General features: G+C 70.8%; 20 protein-coding genes. 16 read left to right on the top strand and 4 right to left on the bottom strand.

The window, feature by feature from the left end:
• Positions 1-2: 2 nt before the first annotated feature.
• From pafA to OG780_RS32795, 11 genes are all read left to right on the top strand, one after another.
• The gene (gene pafA, locus OG780_RS32745; protein WP_019066118.1) at positions 3-1364 is read left to right on the top strand and encodes a Pup--protein ligase; all 1362 of its coding nucleotides are present in this window, start codon (positions 3-5) and stop codon (positions 1362-1364) included.
• 128 nt (positions 1365-1492) lie between these two features.
• On the top strand, positions 1493-2500 hold the full coding sequence (locus OG780_RS32750) for an FKBP-type peptidyl-prolyl cis-trans isomerase (RefSeq protein WP_328454259.1): 1008 nt from the start codon (positions 1493-1495) through the stop codon (positions 2498-2500).
• A 60-nt stretch (positions 2501-2560) separates the two neighbouring features.
• A complete protein-coding gene (locus OG780_RS32755; RefSeq protein WP_326788774.1) occupies positions 2561-2932 on the top strand; it encodes an FKBP-type peptidyl-prolyl cis-trans isomerase in 372 nt (123 codons plus the stop codon).
• Positions 2933-3065: 133 nt separating this feature from the next.
• Complete coding sequence (locus OG780_RS32760; RefSeq protein WP_328454262.1) at positions 3066-4019, top strand: helix-turn-helix transcriptional regulator; 954 nt, start codon at positions 3066-3068, stop codon at positions 4017-4019.
• A 16-nt stretch (positions 4020-4035) separates the two neighbouring features.
• Positions 4036-5061, top strand: a complete 1026-nt coding sequence (locus tag OG780_RS32765) for a helix-turn-helix transcriptional regulator (RefSeq protein WP_328454264.1) — start codon at positions 4036-4038, stop codon at positions 5059-5061.
• A 140-nt stretch (positions 5062-5201) separates the two neighbouring features.
• On the top strand, positions 5202-5462 hold the full coding sequence (locus OG780_RS32770) for a hypothetical protein (RefSeq protein ID WP_328454266.1): 261 nt from the start codon (positions 5202-5204) through the stop codon (positions 5460-5462).
• 24 nt (positions 5463-5486) lie between these two features.
• Positions 5487-5681 (top strand): hypothetical protein, encoded by a 195-nt coding sequence (locus tag OG780_RS32775; RefSeq protein WP_328454268.1) that lies wholly within the window; start codon positions 5487-5489, stop codon positions 5679-5681.
• Between the two features lie 237 nt (positions 5682-5918).
• Positions 5919-6206: a Sec-independent protein translocase subunit TatA gene (gene tatA / locus OG780_RS32780; protein ID WP_326788778.1), complete on the top strand. Its 288-nt coding sequence runs from the start codon at positions 5919-5921 to the stop codon at positions 6204-6206.
• A 47-nt stretch (positions 6207-6253) separates the two neighbouring features.
• Positions 6254-7201 carry a twin-arginine translocase subunit TatC gene (tatC, locus tag OG780_RS32785; protein ID WP_328454270.1) on the top strand — a complete coding sequence of 316 codons (948 nt, stop codon included), beginning with the start codon at positions 6254-6256 and terminating at the stop codon, positions 7199-7201.
• A 29-nt stretch (positions 7202-7230) separates the two neighbouring features.
• Complete coding sequence (locus OG780_RS32790; RefSeq protein ID WP_328454272.1) at positions 7231-8121, top strand: diacylglycerol kinase; 891 nt, start codon at positions 7231-7233, stop codon at positions 8119-8121.
• A 40-nt stretch (positions 8122-8161) separates the two neighbouring features.
• On the top strand, positions 8162-11023 hold the full coding sequence (locus OG780_RS32795) for a DEAD/DEAH box helicase (protein ID WP_328454274.1): 2862 nt from the start codon (positions 8162-8164) through the stop codon (positions 11021-11023).
• A gap of 229 nt (positions 11024-11252) precedes the next feature.
• Here OG780_RS32795 and atzF read toward each other — a convergent pair whose 3' ends face one another.
• The 4 genes from atzF to OG780_RS32815 all read right to left on the bottom strand — a co-directional run bounded on the left by atzF (position 11253) and on the right by OG780_RS32815 (position 18151).
• Positions 11253-12917 (bottom strand): allophanate hydrolase, encoded by a 1665-nt coding sequence (gene atzF, locus OG780_RS32800; protein WP_328454276.1) that lies wholly within the window; start codon positions 12915-12917, stop codon positions 11253-11255.
• 289 nt (positions 12918-13206) lie between these two features.
• Positions 13207-16734: a 5-oxoprolinase/urea amidolyase family protein gene (locus tag OG780_RS32805; RefSeq protein ID WP_328454278.1), complete on the bottom strand. Its 3528-nt coding sequence runs from the start codon at positions 16732-16734 to the stop codon at positions 13207-13209.
• Positions 16731-17330 carry an urea amidolyase associated protein UAAP2 gene (locus tag OG780_RS32810; RefSeq protein WP_328454280.1) on the bottom strand — a complete coding sequence of 200 codons (600 nt, stop codon included), beginning with the start codon at positions 17328-17330 and terminating at the stop codon, positions 16731-16733. Before OG780_RS32810 ends, OG780_RS32805 begins: the two co-directional genes overlap by 4 nt.
• Positions 17327-18151, bottom strand: a complete 825-nt coding sequence (locus OG780_RS32815; RefSeq protein ID WP_328454282.1) for an urea amidolyase associated protein UAAP1 — start codon at positions 18149-18151, stop codon at positions 17327-17329. Before OG780_RS32815 ends, OG780_RS32810 begins: the two co-directional genes overlap by 4 nt.
• A 212-nt stretch (positions 18152-18363) precedes the next feature.
• On the opposite strand from OG780_RS32815, the gene OG780_RS32820 reads away from it, so the two are divergent.
• The 5 genes from OG780_RS32820 to OG780_RS32840 all read left to right on the top strand — a co-directional run bounded on the left by OG780_RS32820 (position 18364) and on the right by OG780_RS32840 (position 22323).
• Positions 18364-18990: a TetR/AcrR family transcriptional regulator gene (locus OG780_RS32820; RefSeq protein ID WP_326788789.1), complete on the top strand. Its 627-nt coding sequence runs from the start codon at positions 18364-18366 to the stop codon at positions 18988-18990.
• A 304-nt stretch (positions 18991-19294) separates the two neighbouring features.
• Positions 19295-20872 (top strand): sensor histidine kinase, encoded by a 1578-nt coding sequence (locus OG780_RS32825; RefSeq protein WP_328454284.1) that lies wholly within the window; start codon positions 19295-19297, stop codon positions 20870-20872.
• On the top strand, positions 20869-21276 hold the full coding sequence (locus OG780_RS32830; RefSeq protein ID WP_328454286.1) for a roadblock/LC7 domain-containing protein: 408 nt from the start codon (positions 20869-20871) through the stop codon (positions 21274-21276). The genes OG780_RS32825 and OG780_RS32830 overlap by 4 nt, the downstream gene beginning before the upstream one ends.
• Entirely contained in the window at positions 21273-21722 is a 450-nt protein-coding gene (locus tag OG780_RS32835) for a DUF742 domain-containing protein (RefSeq protein WP_328454288.1), read from the top strand. Before OG780_RS32830 ends, OG780_RS32835 begins: the two co-directional genes overlap by 4 nt.
• Positions 21703-22323, top strand: coding sequence for a GTP-binding protein (locus OG780_RS32840; RefSeq protein WP_328454290.1), 621 nt, complete (start codon positions 21703-21705; stop codon positions 22321-22323). The genes OG780_RS32835 and OG780_RS32840 overlap by 20 nt, the downstream gene beginning before the upstream one ends.
• Positions 22324-22338: the final 15 nt, after the last annotated feature.

The raw sequence follows: 22338 nt of genomic DNA on the forward strand, positions 1-22338 counted from the left end.
TCATGGACCGCCGCATTTTCGGGCTGGAGAACGAGTACGGCGTCACGTGTACGTTCAGGGGACAGCGTCGGCTGTCTCCAGACGAGGTGGCGCGGTACCTCTTCCGCCGTGTCGTGTCATGGGGCCGCAGCAGCAATGTCTTTCTGCGGAACGGTGCCCGCCTTTATCTCGACGTGGGATCACATCCGGAATACGCGACACCCGAGTGTGACAACGTGACGGAGCTCGTCACCCACGACAAGGCCGGCGAGCGCATTCTCGAAGGTCTCCTGGTGGACGCCGAACGACGCCTGCACGAGGAAGGGATCGCGGGCGACGTCTATCTGTTCAAGAACAACACCGACTCGGCAGGAAACTCCTACGGGTGCCACGAGAACTATCTGGTGGCCCGGCACGGGGAGTTCTCCCGGCTCGCGGACATTCTCATCCCGTTCCTGGTCACGAGGCAGTTGCTGTGCGGTGCGGGCAAGGTGCTGCAGACTCCGCGCGGTGCCGTGTACTGCGTCAGCCAGCGGGCGGAGCACATCTGGGAGGGCGTCAGCTCGGCGACGACCCGGTCCCGGCCCATCATCAACACGCGTGACGAGCCCCACGCGGACGCCGAGCGCTATCGCCGTCTGCATGTGATCGTCGGCGACTCGAACATGTCCGAGACGACGATGCTCCTCAAGGTCGGTGCCACGGACCTCGTGCTGCGCATGATCGAGGCGGGCACCGTCATGCGCGACCTGACTCTGGAGAACCCCATTCGGGCGATCCGCGAGGTCAGTCATGACATCACGGGCCGCCGGAAGGTGCGCCTGGCCAGCGGCCGTGAGGCCTCCGCGCTGGAGGTGCAGCGCGAGTACTACGAGAAGGCCGTGGACTTCTGTGAGCGCCGCGGTATCCGCACCGGGACCGTCGAACAGGTCCTCGAACTGTGGGGCCGTGTGCTCGACTCGATCGAGGCCGAGGACCTCGACCGGATCGGTACCGAGATCGACTGGGTGATGAAGTACCAGCTCATCGAGCGGTACCGGGCGAAGCACAACATGACCATGTCGCACCCCCGGGTCGCGCAGATAGACCTCGCCTACCACGACATCCACCGCCGTCGTGGCCTCTACTACCTGCTGGAGAGGAAGGGGCAAGCCGCACGGATCTGCAACGACTTGAAGATCTTCGAGGGCAAGTCGGTGCCGCCGCAGACCACTCGGGCGCGTCTGCGCGGTGACTTCATCCGGCGGGCCCAGGAGCAGCGGCGGGACTTCACCGTCGACTGGGTGCACCTGAAGCTCAACGATCAGGCGCAGCGCACGGTGTTGTGCAAGGACCCGTTCCGTTCGGTGGACGACCGGGTGGAGAAGCTGATCGCCGGAATGTGAGCCGGGAGTTCCGTGGGTGACGCGGAACGCAACGCGGGGCGCCGTACGTTTTCCGTACGGCGCCCTGCTCACGTCGTAGAGTTGCGCGCACGCCATCCACCAAGATCGACCGATACGAGGCCCCCACCGTGCGCCGACGCTCACTCCTTCTCTCCGTACCCGCTGGACTGGTCACACTCGCCGGATGCGGTGACGACGGCAAGTCAGACACGGCGAAGGCCAGCGACAGCCCGTCGCCTTCGGCTTCCGCGGCGGCGTCCGCGCCGCCCCCGCCGAAGATCGTCGACGGTCCGCTGCCGGCGATCACGGCCGGTACGAAGTTCGGTGAGAAGCCGACCGTGGCCAAGGGCACCGGGGAGCCGTCGAAGGATCTCGCGGTCAGGACGGTGATCGCGGGCAACGGCAAGACGGTCGCGGAGAACGACTACATCCAGGCCAACTACCTGGGTCAGATCTGGGCGACGGCGAAGGTCTTCGACAACTCCTACGACCGGGGGACGCCGCTGGTGATCCAGCTGGCGCAGGGCGGCATCATCGACGGCTGGCGTTATGGCCTGGTCGGCAAGAAGACCGGCAGCCGCGTCGAGATGGCGGTGCCGCCGACCTGGGGTTATGGCTCGGAGGGCAACGCGCAGGCGGGTATCAAGGGCACGGACACTCTGGTGTTCGTGGTGGACATCGAGGACACGTTCAACTCCAAGAGTTCCGCCAAGGGCAAGAACGTGCCGCAGAAGGACGCCTCGCTGCCGACGGTCGGCACGAACACGGACGGCGCCGCTCCCAAGATCACGGTGCCGAAGAAGGCGGCTCCCACGAAGCTCGTGGCGAACTACGTGATCGAGGGCGACGGCGACGAGGTCAAGGCCGACAGCAGCGTCCTGGTGCAGTACGAGGGTGTGCTGTGGGACAGCGGCAAGGAGTTCGACTCGACGTACAAGCGGGGTCAGCTGACGTCGTTCTCGCTGCAGCAGGTCGTCAAGGGCTGGGCGCAGGGGCTGACGGGCAAGAAGGTGGGCAGCCGCGTCCTGATCGTGATTCCGCCGGCTCTGGGCTATGGCGACAACCCGCCGGCCGGCAGCGGTATCAAGAAGGACTCCACTCTGGTCTTCTCGGTCGACATCCTGGCGAAGATGTAACCCTCCGGGGATGTAAGACTGTCCGTGTTGTCCTTACGTAAACAAAGCAGGAGCAAAGACGTGAGCATCGAGAAGCCCGAGATCGATTTCCCCGAGGGTCAGCCGCCGGCGGACCTTGAGATCAAGGACATCTGGGAGGGCGACGGCCCCGAGGCCAAGTCGGGTCAGAACGTCACGGTGCACTACGTGGGTGTGTCGTTCAGCACGGGTGAGGAGTTCGACGCGAGCTGGAACCGGGGCGAGCCGTTCCGCTTCCCGCTCGGCGGCGGCCGTGTCATCAAGGGCTGGGACAAGGGTGTGCAGGGCATGAAGGTCGGCGGCCGTCGCCGGCTGACCATCCCCGCCCACCTCGCCTACGGCGACCAGAGCCCGACTCCGGCGATCAAGCCCGGTGAGACGCTGATCTTCGTGGTCGACCTGATCGCGGTCTGATCACGGCGGACCGGATCCGACCTGGATCCGATCATCTGGGGCCCATGTCCGTCCGGGCATGGGCCCTCGGCTTTTGCCGCGACACTTCGGAGCGGTACGGTCATCGGTCGGAAGCACCATAGGAAGGGCGTCGATGGCCATTGCCAAGGCCGAGCGGCTGATGAACCTCGCACTGTGTCTGCTCGGGACGCGGCGGCCGCTCAGCAAGCGGGAACTCCGCGGGTCCATCGAGGCCTACCTCGAAGCCGGATCGGATGACGCCTTCAACCGGATGTTCGAGCGGGACAAGGACGATCTGCGCGAACTCGGCCTGGTCATCGAGACGGTGGAGAACCTCGACGGCGACGTCGGCTACCTCGCCCGCCGCGACAGCAACCGCCTGCCGCCGATCACCCTCGACGCCGAGGAGGCCGCCGCCCTCGGTCTGGCCGCCAAGGTCTGGCAGCAGGCACGGCTGGCCGGGGCCGCGAGCGGCGCGCTCCAGAAGCTGCGCGCCGCGGGTCTGCCCGAGGACGTGGACCCGTACGGATCCCACGGCGCCCTCGAACCGCACATCCCCGTCCACGAGGCGGCCTTCGAGCCCCTGATGCTCGCCTGCCGCGACCGTCGCCCGGTCGTCTTCGACTACCGCAAGGGCAACGCGGCGCAGCCCGGGACCCGGCATGTCGAGCCCTGGGCCCTGGAGTGCTGGCGCGGCCACTGGTATCTCGCGGGCTGGGACCGTGACCGCGGCGCCGAGCGCGTCTTCAGGCTCTCCCGGATCACTGGCAAGGTCCGCGCGCGTGCGGGCCGCTACACCGCCGAGGTCCCCGACGTCGTGACCGTGCGCGAGACGGTGGCCGGCTGGGCGGGGGAGATCACCGACCGTTCGGCGCTGATCCGGCTGCGTTCCGGCGCCGGCTACCCGCTGCGCTCCAAGGCCGTCTCCGTACGGGAACTGGGCGACGGCTGGGACGAGTTGGAGATTCCGTACGGGCACGGTCTGGACGCCTGGCTCGTCGAGTTCGGGCCGGACGTGGTGGTCGTGGAGCCCGCCGAACTGCGGGCAGACGTGGTCGACCGGCTGCGCGCCGTGGCCAAGGGCTGAGGGGAAAAGTAAGAAAGTGGCAGGAAAACCGGCCAGGCCCACGAACGCGATCGACCAGACCCGGCGGATGCTCTCGCTGGTGACGTATCTGCGCGAGCGCCCCGGCGCCCGTGTCGGCGATGTCGCCCGCGCCTTCGGGATCACCGAGGACGAGCTGATCTCCGACCTCGACGTGCTGCCGCTGTGCGGGACCAGTTTCCGCGGCGGGGATCTGCTCGACATCGACACCGACGGCGACCGGATCTGGTGGCACAACCCGGACGACGTCGCCGAGCCGCTGCGGATCGCCGCCGACGAGGCGACCGCGCTGCTGGTGGCCGCCCGCGCGGTGTCCACCCTGCCCGGCCTGCGCGAGGGCGACAGGCAGGCGCTGCTGCGGGCCACCGCCAAGGTGGAGGCGGCCTCGGGCGAGGCGGCGGGTGCCAGTTCCCGGCTGTCGGTGACCTTCGAGTCCGAGGGCGGCGTCTTCGCCGACGTGGACCGGGCGATCTCCGAGCGGCGCCGGCTGTGGATCCGCTACTACTCGCCCTCGCGGGACGAGCTGAGCGAACGCGAGATCGACCCGATCCGCCTGGTCAGCGTCGGTCACACCTATGTGGAGGCCTGGTGCCGCCGCTCCGAGGCGCGCCGTACCTTCCGGCTCGACCGGGTCGCCGAGATCCGCATCCTGGACGAGCCGTCCGCGCCGCCGGAGATCGAGCTGCGGGACCTGTCCGAGGGGCTGGTCCAGCCCGCGGCCGAGGATCCGGAGGTGGTCGTCGAGGTGGGTCCCGGCGGGCGCTGGGTCGCCGAGTACTACCCGCACGACAGCGCGGATGAGCTGCCGGACGGCGGGCTGCGTATCACCTTGCGGACCCCCGATCCCACGTCGCTGCGGCGGCTGGCCCTGCGTCTCGGCGGTGACGGCCGGATCGTCTCGCCGCAGGCTCTCGCGGACAGCGCCCGCAGCGCGGCCCGCGAGGCGCTCGCCGCCTACGACGGGCCGGACGGGCTCGGGGCGGTCCCGGACAGGCCGTACGAGGGGCGGGAGCAGGGGCTTTGAGGACGTCGTCGTCTGGTGCGCAGGGAAGGCCGGGGAGCCCGGAGAAGCAGGGCTCCGTGTGGCGGGCGGGGACGCCGGGGCACGCCGGGTCGGCCACGGGGACGACGGGACGGGCCGGGTCGGCCCCGGGCGCGCCGGAGATGTCGGTGGGGACCGCCTTCGCCGGGATGCGCCGGGTGGTCGAGGTGATGTTCAAGGCCGCCTGCCCCGACTGCCGGGCCGGCTTCGAGCTCAAGCCCGGTGCCCTGCGCCTGGCCATCGGCGCCAGCAGCCGCACGACGTTCTACTCGTTCACCTGCCCCGCGTGCGGGTCGGCCGTCCGCAAGCCTGCCGGAGAACGCATCGTCGAACTCCTCACCGGGGGCGGGGTCCGCACGCTGCGGCTGCACTCCACCCTCTAGGGCCGGGGTACTAGGGTCGTCGTCATGTTCTGGCCGATGTTTGCGATCGCCGCGGGTTTCCTGGGAATCACGGTTCTCGGGGTTCTCGCCGTCCGTGTCTTCCTGGAAGCGGAGCGTCTGGGCCGCCAGGTCGCCGATTCCGCCCGCCGTATCAGCTCGGCCTCCGAAGACCTGGAGAGAGCCGCGGTCGGGGCGGCACGCTCCATGGACACGGTATGAGTCGTTCCATGGATGCGTAATGCGTCACGCCAGCCTGTCGACTTGCCACGGCGGCCAGGTACCCTCAGGGACGCGGCCCGGAGAATGAGGCGCGGGCCGCGAACTGGGAGTACGCACAGGGATTGCCCCGCGTTTACCCCTGAGCGTTACGATCGCTGACATCACGATGACCGGACACACGTCCGATCGATCGGCCAGCACCCCGACCATGCAGCCTCGGTGAGAAGGTAAAGACTTATGTTCGGAAGGCTCGGAGCTCCCGAGATCATTCTCATCCTCGTCGTCATCATCCTGCTGTTCGGCGCGAAGAAGCTTCCGGACATGGCGCGCTCCCTCGGCAAGTCCGCCCGGATCCTCAAGAGCGAAGCCAAGGCGATGAAGGAAGACGGCGGCACCACCCCGGCCCCGGCCGGTCCGCCGAGCACCGATGAGCAGACCCCGGCTCAGCGCACCATCCAGGCGGCTCCCGGCGACGTGACCAGTTCGCGCCCGGTCAACGAGCCGACGGACACGACCCAGCGCTGACGCAGGGCCGGTGACATCCGGCCCGCCGCATGAGATGAGGATGTGGGTTGCTCAAGTCTGCCCGCAACACGGAGAAGGACCCCGAGGGGCGTATGCCTCTCGCGGACCATCTTCGCGAGCTCCGCAACCGGCTCGCGAAGGCGGTGCTGGCGATCGTCCTCGTGACGATCGTCGCGGCCTTCTACTACAACGACATCATCAACTTCTTCACCAAGCCGGTCCTGAACTCCGTCGGGTGTCCTGAGACGTTCGCCGAACTCGCGAAGCAGCCCAAGAACCACCAGTGCGCGCAGATCACCATCAACGGTCTGCTCGCGCCGTTCACCCTGGCGCTGAAGGTCTCGCTGATGGCGGGCGTCGTGCTCGCCTCGCCGGTCTGGCTCTACCAGCTCTGGGCGTTCGTCGCCCCGGGTCTGCACAGGAGCGAGAAGAAGTACGCGTACGCGTTCGTCGGTACCGGCGTCCCGCTGTTCTTCGGTGGCGCGTTCTTCGCCTACAAGGTGCTTCCCACCACGGCGAAGGTCCTGATGGAGTTCACGCCGGACGGCGTCAGCAACCTGCTGCCGCTGGACGACCTGCTCGACCTGGTCACGCGCATGGTGGTCGTGTTCGGTCTCTCCTTCGAGCTGCCCCTGCTGCTGGTGATGCTCAACCTGACGGGCATCATCACGGGCCGGCGCATGCTCGGCTGGTGGCGCGGCATGATCATCGGCATCACGGTCTTCGCGGCGATCGCCACTCCCAGCACCGACCCGCTGACCATGCTGGCGCTCGCCGGGCCGATCTGGATCCTGTACTTCGGCGCCGTCGTCTTCTCGCTGTTCAACGACCGGCGTAAGCGCCGGCGCGATGAGTCCGGGCCGGCCGACGACGAGGCCTCCGACCTCGACCTCACGCCCGAGGACATCGGCGGCGTCGAGAACGTGACGACTGCCCCGACTCTTCCGGAGCAGGCCAGTACGGACCGGGTCAACGGTTATGACGACGTGACCTGACGGAGTCCGTGACCTCGTAGGGTCAGCCTGTGACCAGCGAGATCACCCTCTTCGTCAACCCCACCGCGGGCCGCGGCCGGGGCGCCCGAGCGGCGCTGCCGGCCGCTTCCGCTTTGCGTGCCGCGGGATTCTCCGTCGAGACGGTCCAGGGCGAGGACCCGGTGGACGCCCTCGCGCGGGCGCGCGAGGCGGTCGCTTCCGGCACCGGTGCCCTCGTCGCCGTCGGCGGTGACGGCATGGCGAACCTGGCCCTCCAGGCCGTCGCCGGGACCCGTACCCCCTTCGGTCTGGTGGCCGCCGGGACGGGCAACGACTTCGCGCGCGCCCTCGGCCTGCCTGTGGGCGACCCCGCGGCGGCGGGACGGATGATCGCCGAGGCGCTGCGGGGGGAGAGGCTGCGTGAGGTCGACCTGGGCCGGGTGAACGGCACCTGGTTCGGCACCGTCCTCGCCTCCGGGTTCGACTCCCGGGTCAACGACCGCGGGAACCGGATGCGCCTGCCCGTCGGCCGTTTCAAGTACGACGTCGCCATGGTCGCCGAGCTGGCCGCCTTCCGGCCCGTCGGGTACTGCATCACGCTGGACGGCGGCGAGACGCTGGAGACCGAGGCGACGCTGGTCGCCGTCGGCAACGGCTCGTCGTACGGCGGCGGCATGAGGATCTGTCCCGGTGCGAGCCTCGGCGACGGGCTGTTCGACATCACGGTGGTCGGGGACTGCTCCCGCTCGACGCTGCTCAAGATCTTCCCGCGGGTCTACCGGGGCACCCACGTCAGCCATCCCGTGGTGAGCGTGCACCGGGCGGCCCGGGTCGAGCTCCTCGCCGAGGGCGTCACCGGGTACGCGGACGGCGAGCCGCTGGGCCCGCTTCCGCTCACCGCGGAGTGCATACGGGCCGCTGTGCGCGTCGCACTTCCCTGAGCTGCGGGGATCCGGGGTTTCACAGCCGCTGATACGGATAATGATCGTCCTTGTGTCAGTGCCTCCCGGTAGTCTCGAAAGCACGATGACAGAGGACCTCTCACCGGCCGAGCGGTACGCGGCAGCACGCAGGCGCGCTGCCGAGCAGGCCACCGCGCTCGCCTCCTTCCGCGAGATGTACGACTTCGGCCTCGACCCCTTCCAGATCGAGGCCTGCCAGGCGCTCGAAGCGGGCAAGGGTGTGCTGGTGGCGGCGCCCACCGGTTCGGGCAAGACGATCGTCGGCGAGTTCGCCGTCCATCTCGCCCTCCAGCAGGGCAAGAAGTGCTTCTACACCACGCCGATCAAGGCGCTCTCCAACCAGAAGTACGCCGACCTGTGCCGCCGGTACGGCGCGGACAAGGTCGGTCTGCTCACCGGCGACAACAGCGTCAACTCCGAGGCTCCGGTGGTCGTCATGACCACCGAGGTCCTGCGGAACATGCTGTACGCGGGCTCGCAGACCCTCCTCGGTCTCGGCCATGTGGTGATGGACGAGGTGCACTACCTCTCCGACCGCTTCCGCGGCGCCGTCTGGGAGGAAGTGATCATCCATCTCCCCGAGTCGGTGACCCTGGTGTCGCTGTCGGCGACCGTGTCGAACGCGGAGGAGTTCGGCGACTGGCTGGACACCGTGCGCGGCGACACCCAGGTGATCGTCTCCGAGCACCGGCCCGTCCCGCTGTTCCAGCATGTGCTGGCCGGACGGCGGATGTACGACCTCTTCGAGGAGGGCGAGGGCCAGCGCAAGGCCGTCAACCCCGACCTCACGCGCATGGCGCGCATGGAGGCGAGCCGTCCGTCGTACCAGGACCGCAGACGGGGCCGCGCGATGCGCGAGGCCGACCGGGAGCGGGAGCGCAGACAGCGCTCGCGGATCTGGACGCCGGGCCGGCCCGAGGTCATCGAGCGGCTCGACGCCGAAGGGCTGCTGCCCGCCATCACGTTCATCTTCAGCCGCGCGGCCTGCGAGGCCGCCGTGCAGCAGTGCCTGTACGCCGGTCTGCGGCTGAACGACGACGCGGCACGGGCGCGCGTGCGTGAACTCGTCGAGGAGCGCACCGCCTCCATCCCGGACGAGGATCTGCACGTCCTCGGCTACTTCGAATGGCTGGAGGGTCTGGAGCGCGGCATCGCGGCCCACCACGCGGGCATGCTGCCCACGTTCAAGGAGGTCGTCGAGGAGCTCTTCGTCCGCGGCCTCGTCAAGGCGGTCTTCGCGACGGAGACCCTCGCGCTGGGCATCAACATGCCTGCCCGTTCGGTGGTGCTGGAGAAGCTCGTCAAGTGGAACGGCGAGCAGCACGCCGACATCACGCCCGGCGAGTACACCCAGCTGACCGGCCGTGCCGGCCGCCGCGGCATCGACGTCGAGGGCCACGCGGTCGTGCTGTGGCAGCGCGGTTTCAGTCCCGAGCATCTCGCGGGACTCGCGGGCACCCGCACCTATCCGCTGCGCTCCAGCTTCAAGCCGTCGTACAACATGGCGGTGAACCTGGTCGAGCAGTTCGGCCGGCACCGCTCGCGCGAGCTGCTGGAGACGTCGTTCGCGCAGTTCCAGGCCGACAAGTCGGTCGTCGGGATCTCCCGGCAGGTGCAGCGCAACGAGGAGGGTCTCGAGGGCTACAAGGAGTCGATGACCTGCCATCTCGGGGACTTCGACGCCTACATGGGGCTGCGGCGCGAACTGAAGGACCGCGAGACCGAGCTGGCCCGGCGGGGCATGACGGAGCGCCGCGCGGAGGCGGCCGTCGCCCTGGAGAAGCTGAAGCCGGGTGACGTGATCCATGTGCCGACCGGCAAGTACGCGGGACTGGCTCTGGTGCTGGACCCCGGGCTGCCCGCCGGCCGCTCGAACGGCCACCGGGGTTTCGAGCAGCACGACGGGCCGCGCCCGCTGGTGCTGACCGCCGAGCGCCAGGTCAAACGGCTGGCCTCGATGGACTTCCCGGTGCCGGTCGAGGCGCTCGACCGGATGCGTATCCCCAAGTCGTTCAACGCGCGTTCGCCGCAGTCCCGTCGGGACCTGGCGTCCGCCCTGCGCACCAAGGCCGGGCACATCGTGCCGGACCGGCATCGCAAGAAGCGCGCCGAGGCCGCCGACGACCGTGAGATCGCCCGGCTGCGCACGGCGATCCGCGCGCACCCCTGCCACGGGTGCAACGACCGCGAGGACCACGCCCGTTGGGCCGAGCGCTATCACCGTCTGCAGCGCGACACCTCGCAGCTGGAGCGCCGGATCGAGGGCCGGACGAACACCATCGCCCGTACCTTCGACCGGATCGTCGCCCTGCTCACCGAGCTGGACTATCTGCGCGCCGACGAGGTCACCGAGCACGGCAAGCGGCTCGCCCGGCTGTACGGCGAACTCGACCTGCTGGCCAGTGAATGTCTGCGCGCCGGTGTCTGGGACGGGCTCTCCCCGGCCGAACTGGCCGCCTGCGTCTCGGCGTTGGTGTACGAGTCCCGGGTCGCCGACGACGCGATGGCACCGAAGGTGCCGTCCGGCAAGGCCAAGGCCGCGCTCGCCGAGATGGTGCGCATCTGGGGCCGACTCGACGCTCTGGAGGAGGACTTCGGGATCAACCAGACCGAGGGTGTCGGCCAGCGCGAGCCGGACCTCGGCTTCGCCTGGGCCGCCCATGAGTGGGCGTCCGGCAAGGGCCTCGACGAGGTGCTGCGCGAGGCCGAGATGCCCGCCGGTGACTTCGTGCGCTGGTGCAAGCAGGTCATCGACGTCCTCGGCCAGATCGCGGCCGCCGCGCCCGTCTCGGGCGGCGAGAGGTCGACGGTCTCCAAGAACGCCCGCAAGGCGGTCGAGGCCCTGCTGCGCGGAGTGGTGGCCTACTCGTCGGTGGGCTGACGAGCTGAGGGCCGGCGCCCGCGAAGTGATCCGGGCGCCGGAGCCGACCTGGCCGGTGGTGTGCCGTCTTCCCGTCGGGGGAGGGGCACGCCACCGGCCGCGCCTGTCTCAGGAGCTCCGGCAGGCGGCCCGGCGCCCGCCCGGCCAGGTCGGGGCAGGCGCCTTCCTGCCGGTCCGCTCTCGGCCGGGTGCCGTGAGCGGCTCATGCGGATCGCGTGGCCCGGGCGGGTCACCGGTCCCGTTCGCGGCCGAGATACCCGCGCCAGCCGCCGTAGGACGTGATGTCGGGGGCTTCGGCCAGTGCGCCGGGTTCGCACAGGAAGCCGGGCACATGGGTGCCGTCGGCCAGTTCGACGCTGCCCAGCGTCATCGGGCGGGGGAGCGCGGCCAGCAGCCGGCCCAGGCCGTCCGCGGGCAGGCTCCACACCTCGGCCTCGACAGCGGCGCCGCCCGCGCCGACATGGACGAGACCCGGCTTCGGCGGACTGGTCGCCAGGGCGTGCAGCCGGTAGACGGCGGCGGTGGTCGTCGTATGTTCGAGGCGGGCGCCCAGGGAGAGCAGCTGGGCGTTGAGCGGCTGGCCGGACAGATGCGCCCCCACCACGGCGAGGCGGGTCTCCGGTTCCAGGAGGCGGGCGATCCGCGCGAGCCGCTCATCGGTGAACGCCGGGCCGATCAGCATCACGCCGAAAGGACCTCCCGCGGGTGTCCGCCCGGCCGGCACGGCGACCGCCGCCAGGTCGAACAGGTTCGTGGAGTTGGTGAAGCGGCCCAGGCGGGCGTTGGCGCCCAGCGGGTCGGCGGCGACCTCGGCGAGCGTGGGATGGCCGGGCGCGGTGGGCAGGAGCAGCGCGTCGGCGTCGGCCAGTTCCGCGAGGGCCCGGGTGCGCAGGGAGGCCAGGCGCTCCTGGTCCGCGTAGAGCTGGTGGGCCGGGATGTCCCGCGCACGGGTGATGATCCCGGCGACGGTCGGGTCGAGCCCCGCACCCCCCTCGGAGGTCAGCTTGTCGACAAAGCTCCCCACCGCGGTGTAGCGCTCGGCGACGAAGGCGCCCTCGTAGAGCATCGCGGCGGCCTCGGTGAACGGGGTGAGGTCGAGGGCGCGCACCTGTGCCCCGGCGGCGATGAGCCGGTGCACCGTCGCCTCGTAGGCCTGCGCCCAGCCCTCGTCCAGTTCGCCGAGCTGCGCCGTCGGCGGGACGGCGACGCGCCACGGGCCGGGCGCGCGCTGTGCCAGGGGCGGCAGCTCGCGCCCGGAGGGGGACGTCAGATGGGCGAGGGCCTGTTCGGCCTCCGGGAGGGTGCGGGCGAACACGGTCACGCAGTCCAGGGAGGCGCAGGCCGGGACGACGCCCGTCGTCGGCACCAGGCCGCGGGTCGGTTTCAGGCCGACGATGCCGTTGAACGCGGCGGGTACGCGGCCGGAGCCGGCGGTGTCGGTGCCGAGGGCCAGGTCGACGATGCCCAGGGCCACCGCCACGGCCGATCCCGAGCTGGAGCCGCCGCTGATCCTTTCCGGGTCCAGGGCACCCCGGACGGCGCCGTGCGGCGAGCGGGTGCCGACCAGGCCGGTGGCGAACTGGTCCAGGTTGGTGGTGCCGAGCACGACGGCTCCGGCCGCGCGGAGGCGGGCGACCGCGGGGGCGTCGGCCTCCGGCGCGTAGGCGTAGGCCGGGCAGCCGGCGGTGGTGGGCAGGCCCGCCACGTCGATGTTGCCCTTCACGGCCAGGAGCCTGCCGGCGAGCGGGAGGCGCTCTCCGGCGGCGACCCGCTCGTCGACGGCACGGGCCTCGCGCTCGGTCTCCGCCCGGGGGCGCAGGTCGATCCAGATCTCGGGGCGGTCCACGGTCTCGATACGGGCGTACGCCAGGCGGACTCGGGTGAGGGCGGACATCGGAACTCCTTGTGCTGGGAGGACGCCCCCGCCGGCGGCTTGGTGGTCGTGGCGCGCACCCGGGGCCGCTCCGGATCTCTGCCCCGGGACTCGACGGCGGACCTGAGAGGTGCGGACGACGGAGGGGGGTGGGTCCGGGCGGACGGCTGCGGGGCAGGGCGCGGAGGGGCGGGTCCGGCCCATCGTGGACGGTGTCGACCGGCGGAGCGGGCGGCGGGGGGACGGGGCTCGTGCGCGGGCGGAGACAGGGTCGGGCCGGCGGATACGGGGTCGGGCGGGTGGTGGGAAGTCAGGACGCCGACGGTTCCAGGGGGGCGAGTACCAGCAGTGGCGTGCCCGCCTCCACCTGGTCGCCCGGCCGGGCGAGGATCTGCCGGACCACGCCGTCGGCCGGGGCGGGGACACGTGACTCCATCTTCATCGCTTCCAGGGCGAGCAACGGCTGCCCCGCCGTGACCTGTTCGCCCGGAGCCACGTTCAGCTGCCACACCGACGCGGCGAACTCGGCCTCGATCAGCCGGCCGCCCTCCGGGACGCTCACCGCGGCGGTCGGAGCCGGCGGGGCCGCGGTCGCCTCCGCGCGGGTGAACTCGCCCGCCGCCTCCCAGGCGTCCCGTTCGGCGGAGAACGCGCCGCCCTGCCGGCCCCGGAACTCCGCGATCGACTCGGCGTTCTCGGCGAGGAAGGTCTCGTACGCGGCGAGCGAGAAGGTGCCCTCTTCGACGCGCGGTACGAAGCGGCCGGAGATGATGTCGGCCCGCAGCTCCAGGAGTTCGTCCGCCTCCACCGGGTACCACTTGATCCGGTCGAAGAAGCGCAGCAGCCAGGGCGAGCCCGGCTCGAACGCGCCGCGCTGCTGCCAGGGCGACCACACCTGGGTCGTACGGCCGACGAACTGGTAGCCGCCGGGGCCCTCCATGCCGTAGACGCAGAGGTAGGCGCCGCCGATCCCGACCGAGTTCTCGGCGGTCCAGGTGCGGGCGGGGTTGTACTTGGTGGTGACCAGCCGGTGGCGCGGGTCGAGCGGGGTGGCCACCGGCGCGCCCAGGTAGACGTCGCCCAGGCCGAGGACGAGGTACTCCGCGTCGAAGACCGTGCGGTACACGTCGTCGACCGAGTCCAGGCCGTTCACCCGGCGGATGAACTCGATGTTCCACGGGCACCAGGGAGCGTCGTCGCGGACACCGGCCATGTAGCGGGCGATGGCCTCGCGGGTGGCCGGGTCGTCCCAGGACAGCGGGAGATGGACGGTGCGGGAGGGGACGACGAGCTGGTCGCTCGGGGGGAGGGCCCGGACGGTGCGCCGTACGGTGTCCAGGAGTTCGGGCTGGGGGAGCCGGCGCGGGTCCGCCTGGATCTGGAGTGAGCGGATGCCCGGCGTCAGGTCGGTGACGCCGTCGAGATCCGCGGCCGCCACCGCTTCCATCAGCGCGTGGACCCGCATCCGCAGGGCGAGGTCCAGTTGCATGGGACCGAACTCGACCAGCAGGTTGTCGTCGCCGCTGCGGCGGTACGTCACGTCGCCGTCCCGGGCGAGCACCCCGCCGTCGACGATCGCGGGCCGCGCCGAACCGTCGTCGGCGAGCGGTGCGAAGCGCACGGTGTCGCCGGGGCGGAGCTGGCCGAGCTTCCAGCGTTCCGTGCTGACGACGGTCGCCGGGCACACGAAGCCGCCGAGGGAGGGGCCGTCCGGGCCGAGGAGCACCGGCATGTCCCCGGTGTAGTCGACGGCCCCGACCGAGTAGGGGGTGTCGTGGATGTTGGACGGGTGCAGTCCGGCCTCGCCGCCGTCGGTGCGGGCCCAGCGGGGTTTGGGACCGATGAGCCGTACGCCGGTGCGGGCCGAGTTGAAGTGGACCTTCCAGTCGGCGGCGTAGAAGTCGTGGATGTCGTCCTCGGTGAAGAACTCCGGTGCGGCGTGCGGTCCTTCGAGGGCGCCGATCCGCCACTCGGCGGTGAAGCCGGGCCGTTCGGCGGGGGGCACGGGTGTCCCGGCTTCGGTGACCGTTCCGCCGTGCAGGACGTCACCGGTCCGCAGGGTCCGGCCCCCGTGGCCGCCGAACCGGCCGAGCGTGAAGGTGGAGGCGCTGCCGAGGAAGTCGGGCACGTCCAGTCCGCCGCCCGCGAACAGTACGTAGGTGCGCAGGCCGTGCCCGGCGGGCGCCCCCACCTCCAGCACCGCTCCGGCCGGTACGGTCACCGGCTCCCACCGGGCGACGGCGGCCCCGTCCACGGTGACCGGCGCGGGTGCGCCCGTGACGCACACCGTCGTGGCGTGGGTGAACCTCAACGCCGGTCCCTGCAGGGTGCATTCGAGGCCCGGTGCGCCCTCGGGGTTGCCGAGCGCGCGGTTGCCGAGCCGGAAGGAGAGGTCGTCCATGGGGCCGCACGGCGGTACCCCGACCTGCCAGTGGCCGGTGCGTCCGGGCCAGTCCTGCACGGTGGTGAGCGTGCCGCCGGACACGACCTCGACGCGTGGGGTGGGATCGCTGACGCCGGCCAGCGTGGCCGTGGAGTGCGCCGCCCGCCGGAAGGACGGTTCGGCGAGCGCGGCCCGCACCAGGCCGAGGTTCGTCTCGATCCCGTCCACCCGGGTCCCGGCCAGTGCCTCGTCGAGGCGTTCCAGGGCCTCGGCCCGGTCCGCCCCGTACGCGACGACCTTCGCGAGCATCGGGTCGTAGGAGGTGGTCACCTCGGTGCCCGTCTCGACCCAGCCGTCCACCCGGACCCCGGCGGGGAACTCGACCCGCGTCAACAGGCCCGCGCTGGGACGGTGTTCGCGTGAGGGGTCCTCGGCGTAGACCCGTGCCTCGACGGCGTGACCCCGCGGTGCCCCCGGGTCCCGTACGACGCCGGACTCACCCCGGGCCAGGCGCAGCATCCAGGCGACGAGGTCGACGCCGTAGATCTCCTCGGTGACCGGGTGTTCCACCTGGAGGCGGGTGTTGACCTCCAGGAAGTACGCCTCCTCGCGGGCGGCGTCGTAGACGAACTCGACGGTCCCGGCCGAGCGGTAGCCGACCGAGGCACACAACTCGCGTGCGGCGGAGGCTAGTTCGGCGCGTACGCGGGAAGGCAGGCCGGGGGCGGGCGCCTCCTCCAGGACCTTCTGGTTGCGGCGCTGGAGCGAGCAGTCGCGGTCGCCGAAGGTGACGACGCGGCCCAGGCCGTCGCCGAAGACCTGCACCTCGACATGGCGGGCGTGTTCGACCAGGCGCTCCAGGAAGACCCCGGCCGAGGAGAAGGAGGCCGCCGCGACGCGCTGCACCCGGTCCCAGGCCTCGGTCAGTTCATCGGCGGATCGACATGCCGACATGCCGATGCCGCCGCCACCGCCGGTGGCCTTGAGCATCACGGGATAGCCGATGCGGCCGGCCGCGTCCAGCGCCTCGGGGAGACCGGGGAGGAGTCCCGTGCCCGGCGCCAGCGGCACCCCGGCTGCCGCGGCCGCCGCTCGCGCGGTGTGCTTGGCGCCGAACAGTTCGAGCTGCTCCGGTGAGGGTCCGACGAACACGATTCCGGCGTCCTCGCAGCGCCGTGCGAACGCCGCGTCCTCGGACAGGAAGCCGTATCCGGGGTGGATGGCCCCGGCCCCGGTGTCCTTGGCGGCCTTCAGGACCAGGTCGCCGTCGAGGTAGGACTCCTTCGCGGGGGCGGGGCCGAGCCGTACGGCCTGGTCGGCGAGGCGGACGTGGGGCGCCGCGCGGTCGGCGTCGGAGTACACGGCGACGGTGCGCAGGCCCAGTTCACGGGCCGTGCGGATGATGCGGACGGCTATCTCGCCGCGGTTGGCGACCAGGAGGGTGTCGAAGCTCATGCGGAGTCCCCGATCGTCATCGCGACCGCGGTCGGCTCGAAGCCGTTGCACGGGTTGTTGATCTGGGGGCAGTTGGAGACCAGCACGATCACATCGCGTTCGGCGCGCAGGGCCAGCCTCAGTCCGGGGGCGGAGATGCCGTCGACGATGCCGAGGGTGCCGTCCTTCTCGACGGGCACGTTCATGTACCAGTTGATGTTGGACACGAGATCGCGCTTGCCGAGGCCGTAACGGGCGCCCTCGGCGAGGAAGTTGTCGACGCAGGCGTGCTGGGACCAGGTGTGGTGCCCGTAGCGCAGGGTGTTCGACTCCTTGGAGCAGGCGCCGCCGACCGTGTCGTGCCGGCCGACCTCGTCCTCGACGACGGTCATCAGCGGCGTGTGTTCGTTCGACATCAGCACGCTGCCCGTGGTCAGGAAGATGTTGCCCTGGGCCTGGATCGTGTCGGGGGCGCTGTAGCGGACGGCGGTGTCCGCGGCGTCGTACACCAGGAAGTCGACGGCCTGGTTGCCGTGCAGGTCGGTGACGGTGAGCGTCTGGCCGGCGTGGACGACGGCGGACCAGGCGGCCCGGGCCGGGACGGTGACGTGTGTCATGCGAGCCCCCTCGTGGCAAGGAATTCGGCGGTGTTGAGGAAGGCACGGCGGCCCTCGGGTGTGGCCTCCCACAGCGGGTCGCCCGCCGCGGTCGGTCGCGCGCGCCAGGCCAGTACCTCCAGGGGGGTGCTCGTGTAGTCGGGGCGGGGGTCGGCCGGGTGCGGCACGTTCGCGATCAGCACGGTGACGTCCTGCTCGGCGCGCAGGGTGAGGGTGGCGCCGGGTCCGGCCGAGCCGGTGAAGTCCGGCGAGCCGTCGTCACGTATCTCCACGCCCTGGAAGAAGGAGAGCGAGGGCGGCAGATCGCGAGGACCGAGCCCGTTCTTCGCGGCGGCCAGTTTGAACAGCTCGCGGCCGGCCGGGGACGCGGACTGCGGGGTGCCGTCCCCGTAGCGCTCGGTGTTGCGCACGAGCGTGGAGGTGCCGCACAGGGCGTCGTGCCGGCCGGAGGTGTCGTCGACCACCGAGGCGAGCACCCTGCCCTGGTCGGACAGGAGCAGCCGCCCCTGGCCCAGATAGGCGTTCCACTGGACCTTGACGGTGTCGGCGACGTTCAGGCGTTCCCACGGCCGGCCGGCGACGTACAGCAGGAGGTGGGCGCAGGCGTCGCCGGTGAGGTCGGTCAGGCGCAGTTCGGTGCCGCGGGCCAGCACCTTGTGCGTGTAGTTGCCGCCCGCCACGGTCTCCGCCCACACCAGATGACCTGCCTCGCAGGGCGGCGCCGGCCAGTCGCCCGCGGGGACCACGGGCATGGCCTCGGCGCGGGTTCCCTGCTGGGCGCGGGCGTGATTGCGTGCTCCGTGGGTGGTCGCTGTCGCCATCGCGGGTCCTCCGGCTCCTCGGTCATTTCTGTCGCGCGACAGAAATTAGGGGCGGGGTGGGTCGCGACCGTGTCCCGCGTGTTGCCGCGCGGTTACCGGTCCCTCACGTGGGGCGCGCCGCCGGTGAGGGGCCCTGCGCGCCGCGGATCGGTGTCCGAGGCGCGCGCCGGGGCGCCCTGTCGGGGTCTGCCGGGTGTGCGAGGATCGAACGCATGGGAACGGGTGGCGGACGGCGGGTCGGCAGGCCTCGGGCCGCGCAGCGGCCGGACAGCGGGCTGACGCCGCGCGCCGAACTGCTCGACGCCGCCGCCGAGTTGTTCACGACGCGGGGATACGCGGCCACCACCACCCGTGCCGTCGCCGAGCGGGCGGGCATGCGTCAGGCGTCCATGTACCACTACGTCACCGGCAAGGAGGAGTTGCTCGCCGAGCTCCTGGAGTCCACGGTGACTCCCTCCCTGGCGTACGCCCGTGAGCTCCTCGCCGACGACGCGGCGCCCGCGGAGGGCCGGCTGTGGGAGCTGTGCCGCACCGACGTGGAAGTGCTCTGCGGGGGGCCGCACAACCTGGGCGGTCTCTATCTGCTGCCCGAAGTGCGCACCGAACGCTTCGCCGGCTTCCATGCCGTGCGGGCCGAACTCAAGGACACCTACCGTCAGTTGCTGGCGGCCACGGCGGCCGGCGGCGCGCTCGCCAAGAGTGAGCTCGATCTGCGGACGGATCTGCTGTTCGGGCTGATCGAGGGTGTCATCCTCGTGCACCGCTCCGATCCGCAGCGTCCGGTGTCGGCGTTCGCCGAGGCCACGGCGGACGCGGCGCTGCGCATCGCCGGGGTCTGAGCCCCCGACCGCTTCACCCCCGGCTGTTCGTATGCCCGTACATCATCACGCAGTGTGTGCGAGTGGGGGCGCAGCGTGCAAATGGGGCTGAGGGTACTCCAGTCTTATGGGCGGTTTCAGGTGCTTGCTGAATATGACACAGCGATGATCCGGTCGGACTAAGCTCGCCCGCGGCGCACCGAGTTGGGATGTATTCGTGCGCTTGTTCCCCAAAGTTCCGAAGATCGGGTTTGACCCGTGCCGATCTGTTCCGTTTCCCCATAAACCTCCCCCACCCCCAGCCGACTTGTCTCAGAGGGCATACATGGTGAGTGTTCAATCGCCTCCCGGTGACAGTGAACTTCCCTACGCGCGCGTGCTGTTGCTGCCGGCCGTACTCATGGCGGTGGCGACCGGCGCCGCCGTCGCCGCCGTGACGGAGCCGGCCAAGGGTGCGGTGGCCCTGTGCGGCGGCTTCGCCACGCTGCTGGTCATCGCGATCGGCGGCGAAGCCGTCCGCCGCGGTCGCGTGGCCCGTGAACTGCGGGCCGACTTCGCGCGCCGCGCCGCCTCCCTGGAACAGCGCGTCGCCGTGCACGATCAGGAGATCGTGCGCTTCACCCGGGAGGTCCTGCCGTACGCGATCGACCGGCTGCACGAGGGGGACTCCCCCTCGGAGGTCGTTCGCACCCTGGGCCGCGACAACCCGGACTTCCACGAGATCGCCAAGTCCCAGAAGGACCTGCTGAAGCAGCTGCTCAAGATCATCGACGCCGAGGAGTCGATGCGCGACGCGGCACAGCGCTCCTTCGTCAACATCGCCCGGCGCGTCCAGGCCATCGTCCACCAGCAGAACAACGAACTCCGCGAGATGGAGGAGGACCACGGGCGCAACCCCGAGGTCTTCGACGACCTGCTGCGCATCGACCACGGCACCGCGCTGATCGGCCGGCTCGCCGACTCCATCGCCGTGCTCGGCGGCGGCCGTCCGGGGCGCCAATGGCCCGAACCCGTACCGCTGTTCAGCGTCCTGCGCGGCGCGATGTCCCGCATCCTGGAGTACCGGCGCATCGAGCTGCACAACATCGTCGACATCGCCGTCAACGGTGTCTCCGTCGAACCGCTCATCCACGCCCTCGCCGAGCTCCTGGACAACGCCACCCGGTACTCACCGCCCCACACCAAGGTGCACGTCACCGCGATCGAGGTGCAGACCGGCATCGCCATCGAGATCGAGGACGGCGGCGTCAGCCTCAGCGACGAGGCCCGCGGCAAGATCGAGGAGCTGCTCCGGCTGGCCGCGGCGGGCGTAGACCCGAACATCATGGGCCAGGCGCCCCGGCTCGGCATGGCCGTCGTCGGACGACTCGCGCAGATGTACAGCATGCAGATCTCGCTGCGGCAGTCCGCGTACGGCGGCGTCCGCGCCGTCCTCGTGGCACCGCGTGGCATGCTCACCACCGACTTCGCCCCCGGCCTCGCGCACGGCATCGGGGCCACCTCCGTGGCCGGCATCGACAACGGCGGTGTCGAGGGCCCCGCGCGCAAGCCCAAGAAGCGCAAGCCCACCACCGGTCCCCGCATCCCCTCGTCGAGCGGCGACCCCCGTGAGGACGACGTCCCGGTCGTCACGGAATGGACGCCGGGCGGCCTCCCGCAGCGCCGCAGCCGGATGAAGGTCCCGCTCAGCCGGCGGTACGCCGAGGCGCGCGCCGAGCAGGCGGCAGCCGAGGCCGCCGTCTCGTGGAAACCCGACCCCGGTCCGCAGGAGAAGGAGCCCGAACCCGGCCTGTGGGTCGAGGCGTTCATGAACGGGCTCAAAGGCGACCCGGACCCGACCGCGTTCAGCACGGACAACCAGCCGGCCCCTGCCGAGGCCGACGACGAAGGGGACCGCAAGTGATCCAGCAGCGAGCCAACTTCGACTGGATGCTCAAGGAACTCGCCGACGGAGTGCCGGGCATCCAGCAGATCGTGGTCCTCTCCGCCGACGGACTGCGCATCGCCCGCTACGGCGGCGACCCGGACGCGGCCGACCGGGTAGCGGCGGCCTGCGCGGGCCTGCAGAGCCTGGCGGGAGCCGTCGCGGGCGAGATCCCCAAGAGCGACGGCCGGATGAGGATGGTCATCATCGAGATCAACGGCGGCTACTTCTACCTGATGTCGGCGGGACCCAACGCCTACCTCGCGGTGCTCGCCAACCAGACCGCGGAACCCGGCCTGATGAGCAACCGCATGCGCGACCTCGTCGTGCGGATCGGCGCCCATCTCACCAGTCCGCCGCGCCACAACGGGCAGACCGTATGACTCCTCCGCAACGCCGTCGGCGCCAACCCAGGGAGCGGCCCCCGGAACCTCCCACGCCGCCCACTCCTCTCGCGGGCCCACGCGGCCCCGAAGGGGAGGAGGGCCAGGGCGAACCGAAGAACCCGGAACGCCTGTACGTGCTCACGGGCGGCGGTGAGGGCGGCGACCGGGCCGAGGTCGACCTGGTCACCCTGGTCGTCGCACGTGCCGTCACGCCGCCGCCCGCCACCCAGCCGGAACAGTCGGCACTCCTGCGGCTGTGCAGGACCCCCCTGTCCGTGGCTGAGATCTCGGCCTATCTCAATCTGCCGTTCAGCGTGGTGACCGTCCTGCTCACCGAGCTGCTGGCGGCCGAACTGGTCCAGGCGCGCGCCCCGATCGTCCGTCAGGCGCTCCCCGACCGTTCCCTCCTCGAAGCGGTGATGCATGGACTTCAAAAGCTCTGACACCATCACGGGCCCTCGCGCCGAGGACCACCTCCCGCACACGGCGCAGGCCGCGGTGAAGATCGTGATCGTGGGCGGCTTCGGAGTCGGCAAGACGACCATGGTGGGCTCCGTCAGCGAGATCAAGCCGCTGACGACCGAGGAGACCATGACGCAGGCCGGCATCGGAGTCGACGACAACTACGGGTCCGAGACCAAGACCGCCACCACGGTGGCCATGGACTTCGGCCGGATCTCGATCACCGACCAGCTGGTGCTCTATCTGTTCGGCACACCGGGCCAGGAGCGCTTCTGGTTCCTGTGGAACGGCCTGTTCGAGGGAGCGCTCGGCGCGGTCGTCCTGATCGACACCCGCCGACTGGAAGTCAGTTTCGATGTGATCGGACGCCTGGAGGAGCGCGGTGTTCCGTTCGTCGTCGCGGTCAACGACTTCCCCGACGCTCCCCGGTACCCGGTCGAGGACCTGCGGGCCGCGCTCGACCTCGCCGAGGAGATCCCGATCGTGCGGTGCGACGCCCGCCGCAGGGCGTCGAGCCGGGACACCCTGATGACCCTCATGCGGTTCCTGCATTCCCTGGCGATGACCTCGGCGCACAGCTGAACGCCGTACCGTGAG

The organism is Streptomyces sp. NBC_00386 (assembly GCF_036063235.1).
Lineage (GTDB): Bacteria > Actinomycetota > Actinomycetes > Streptomycetales > Streptomycetaceae > Streptomyces.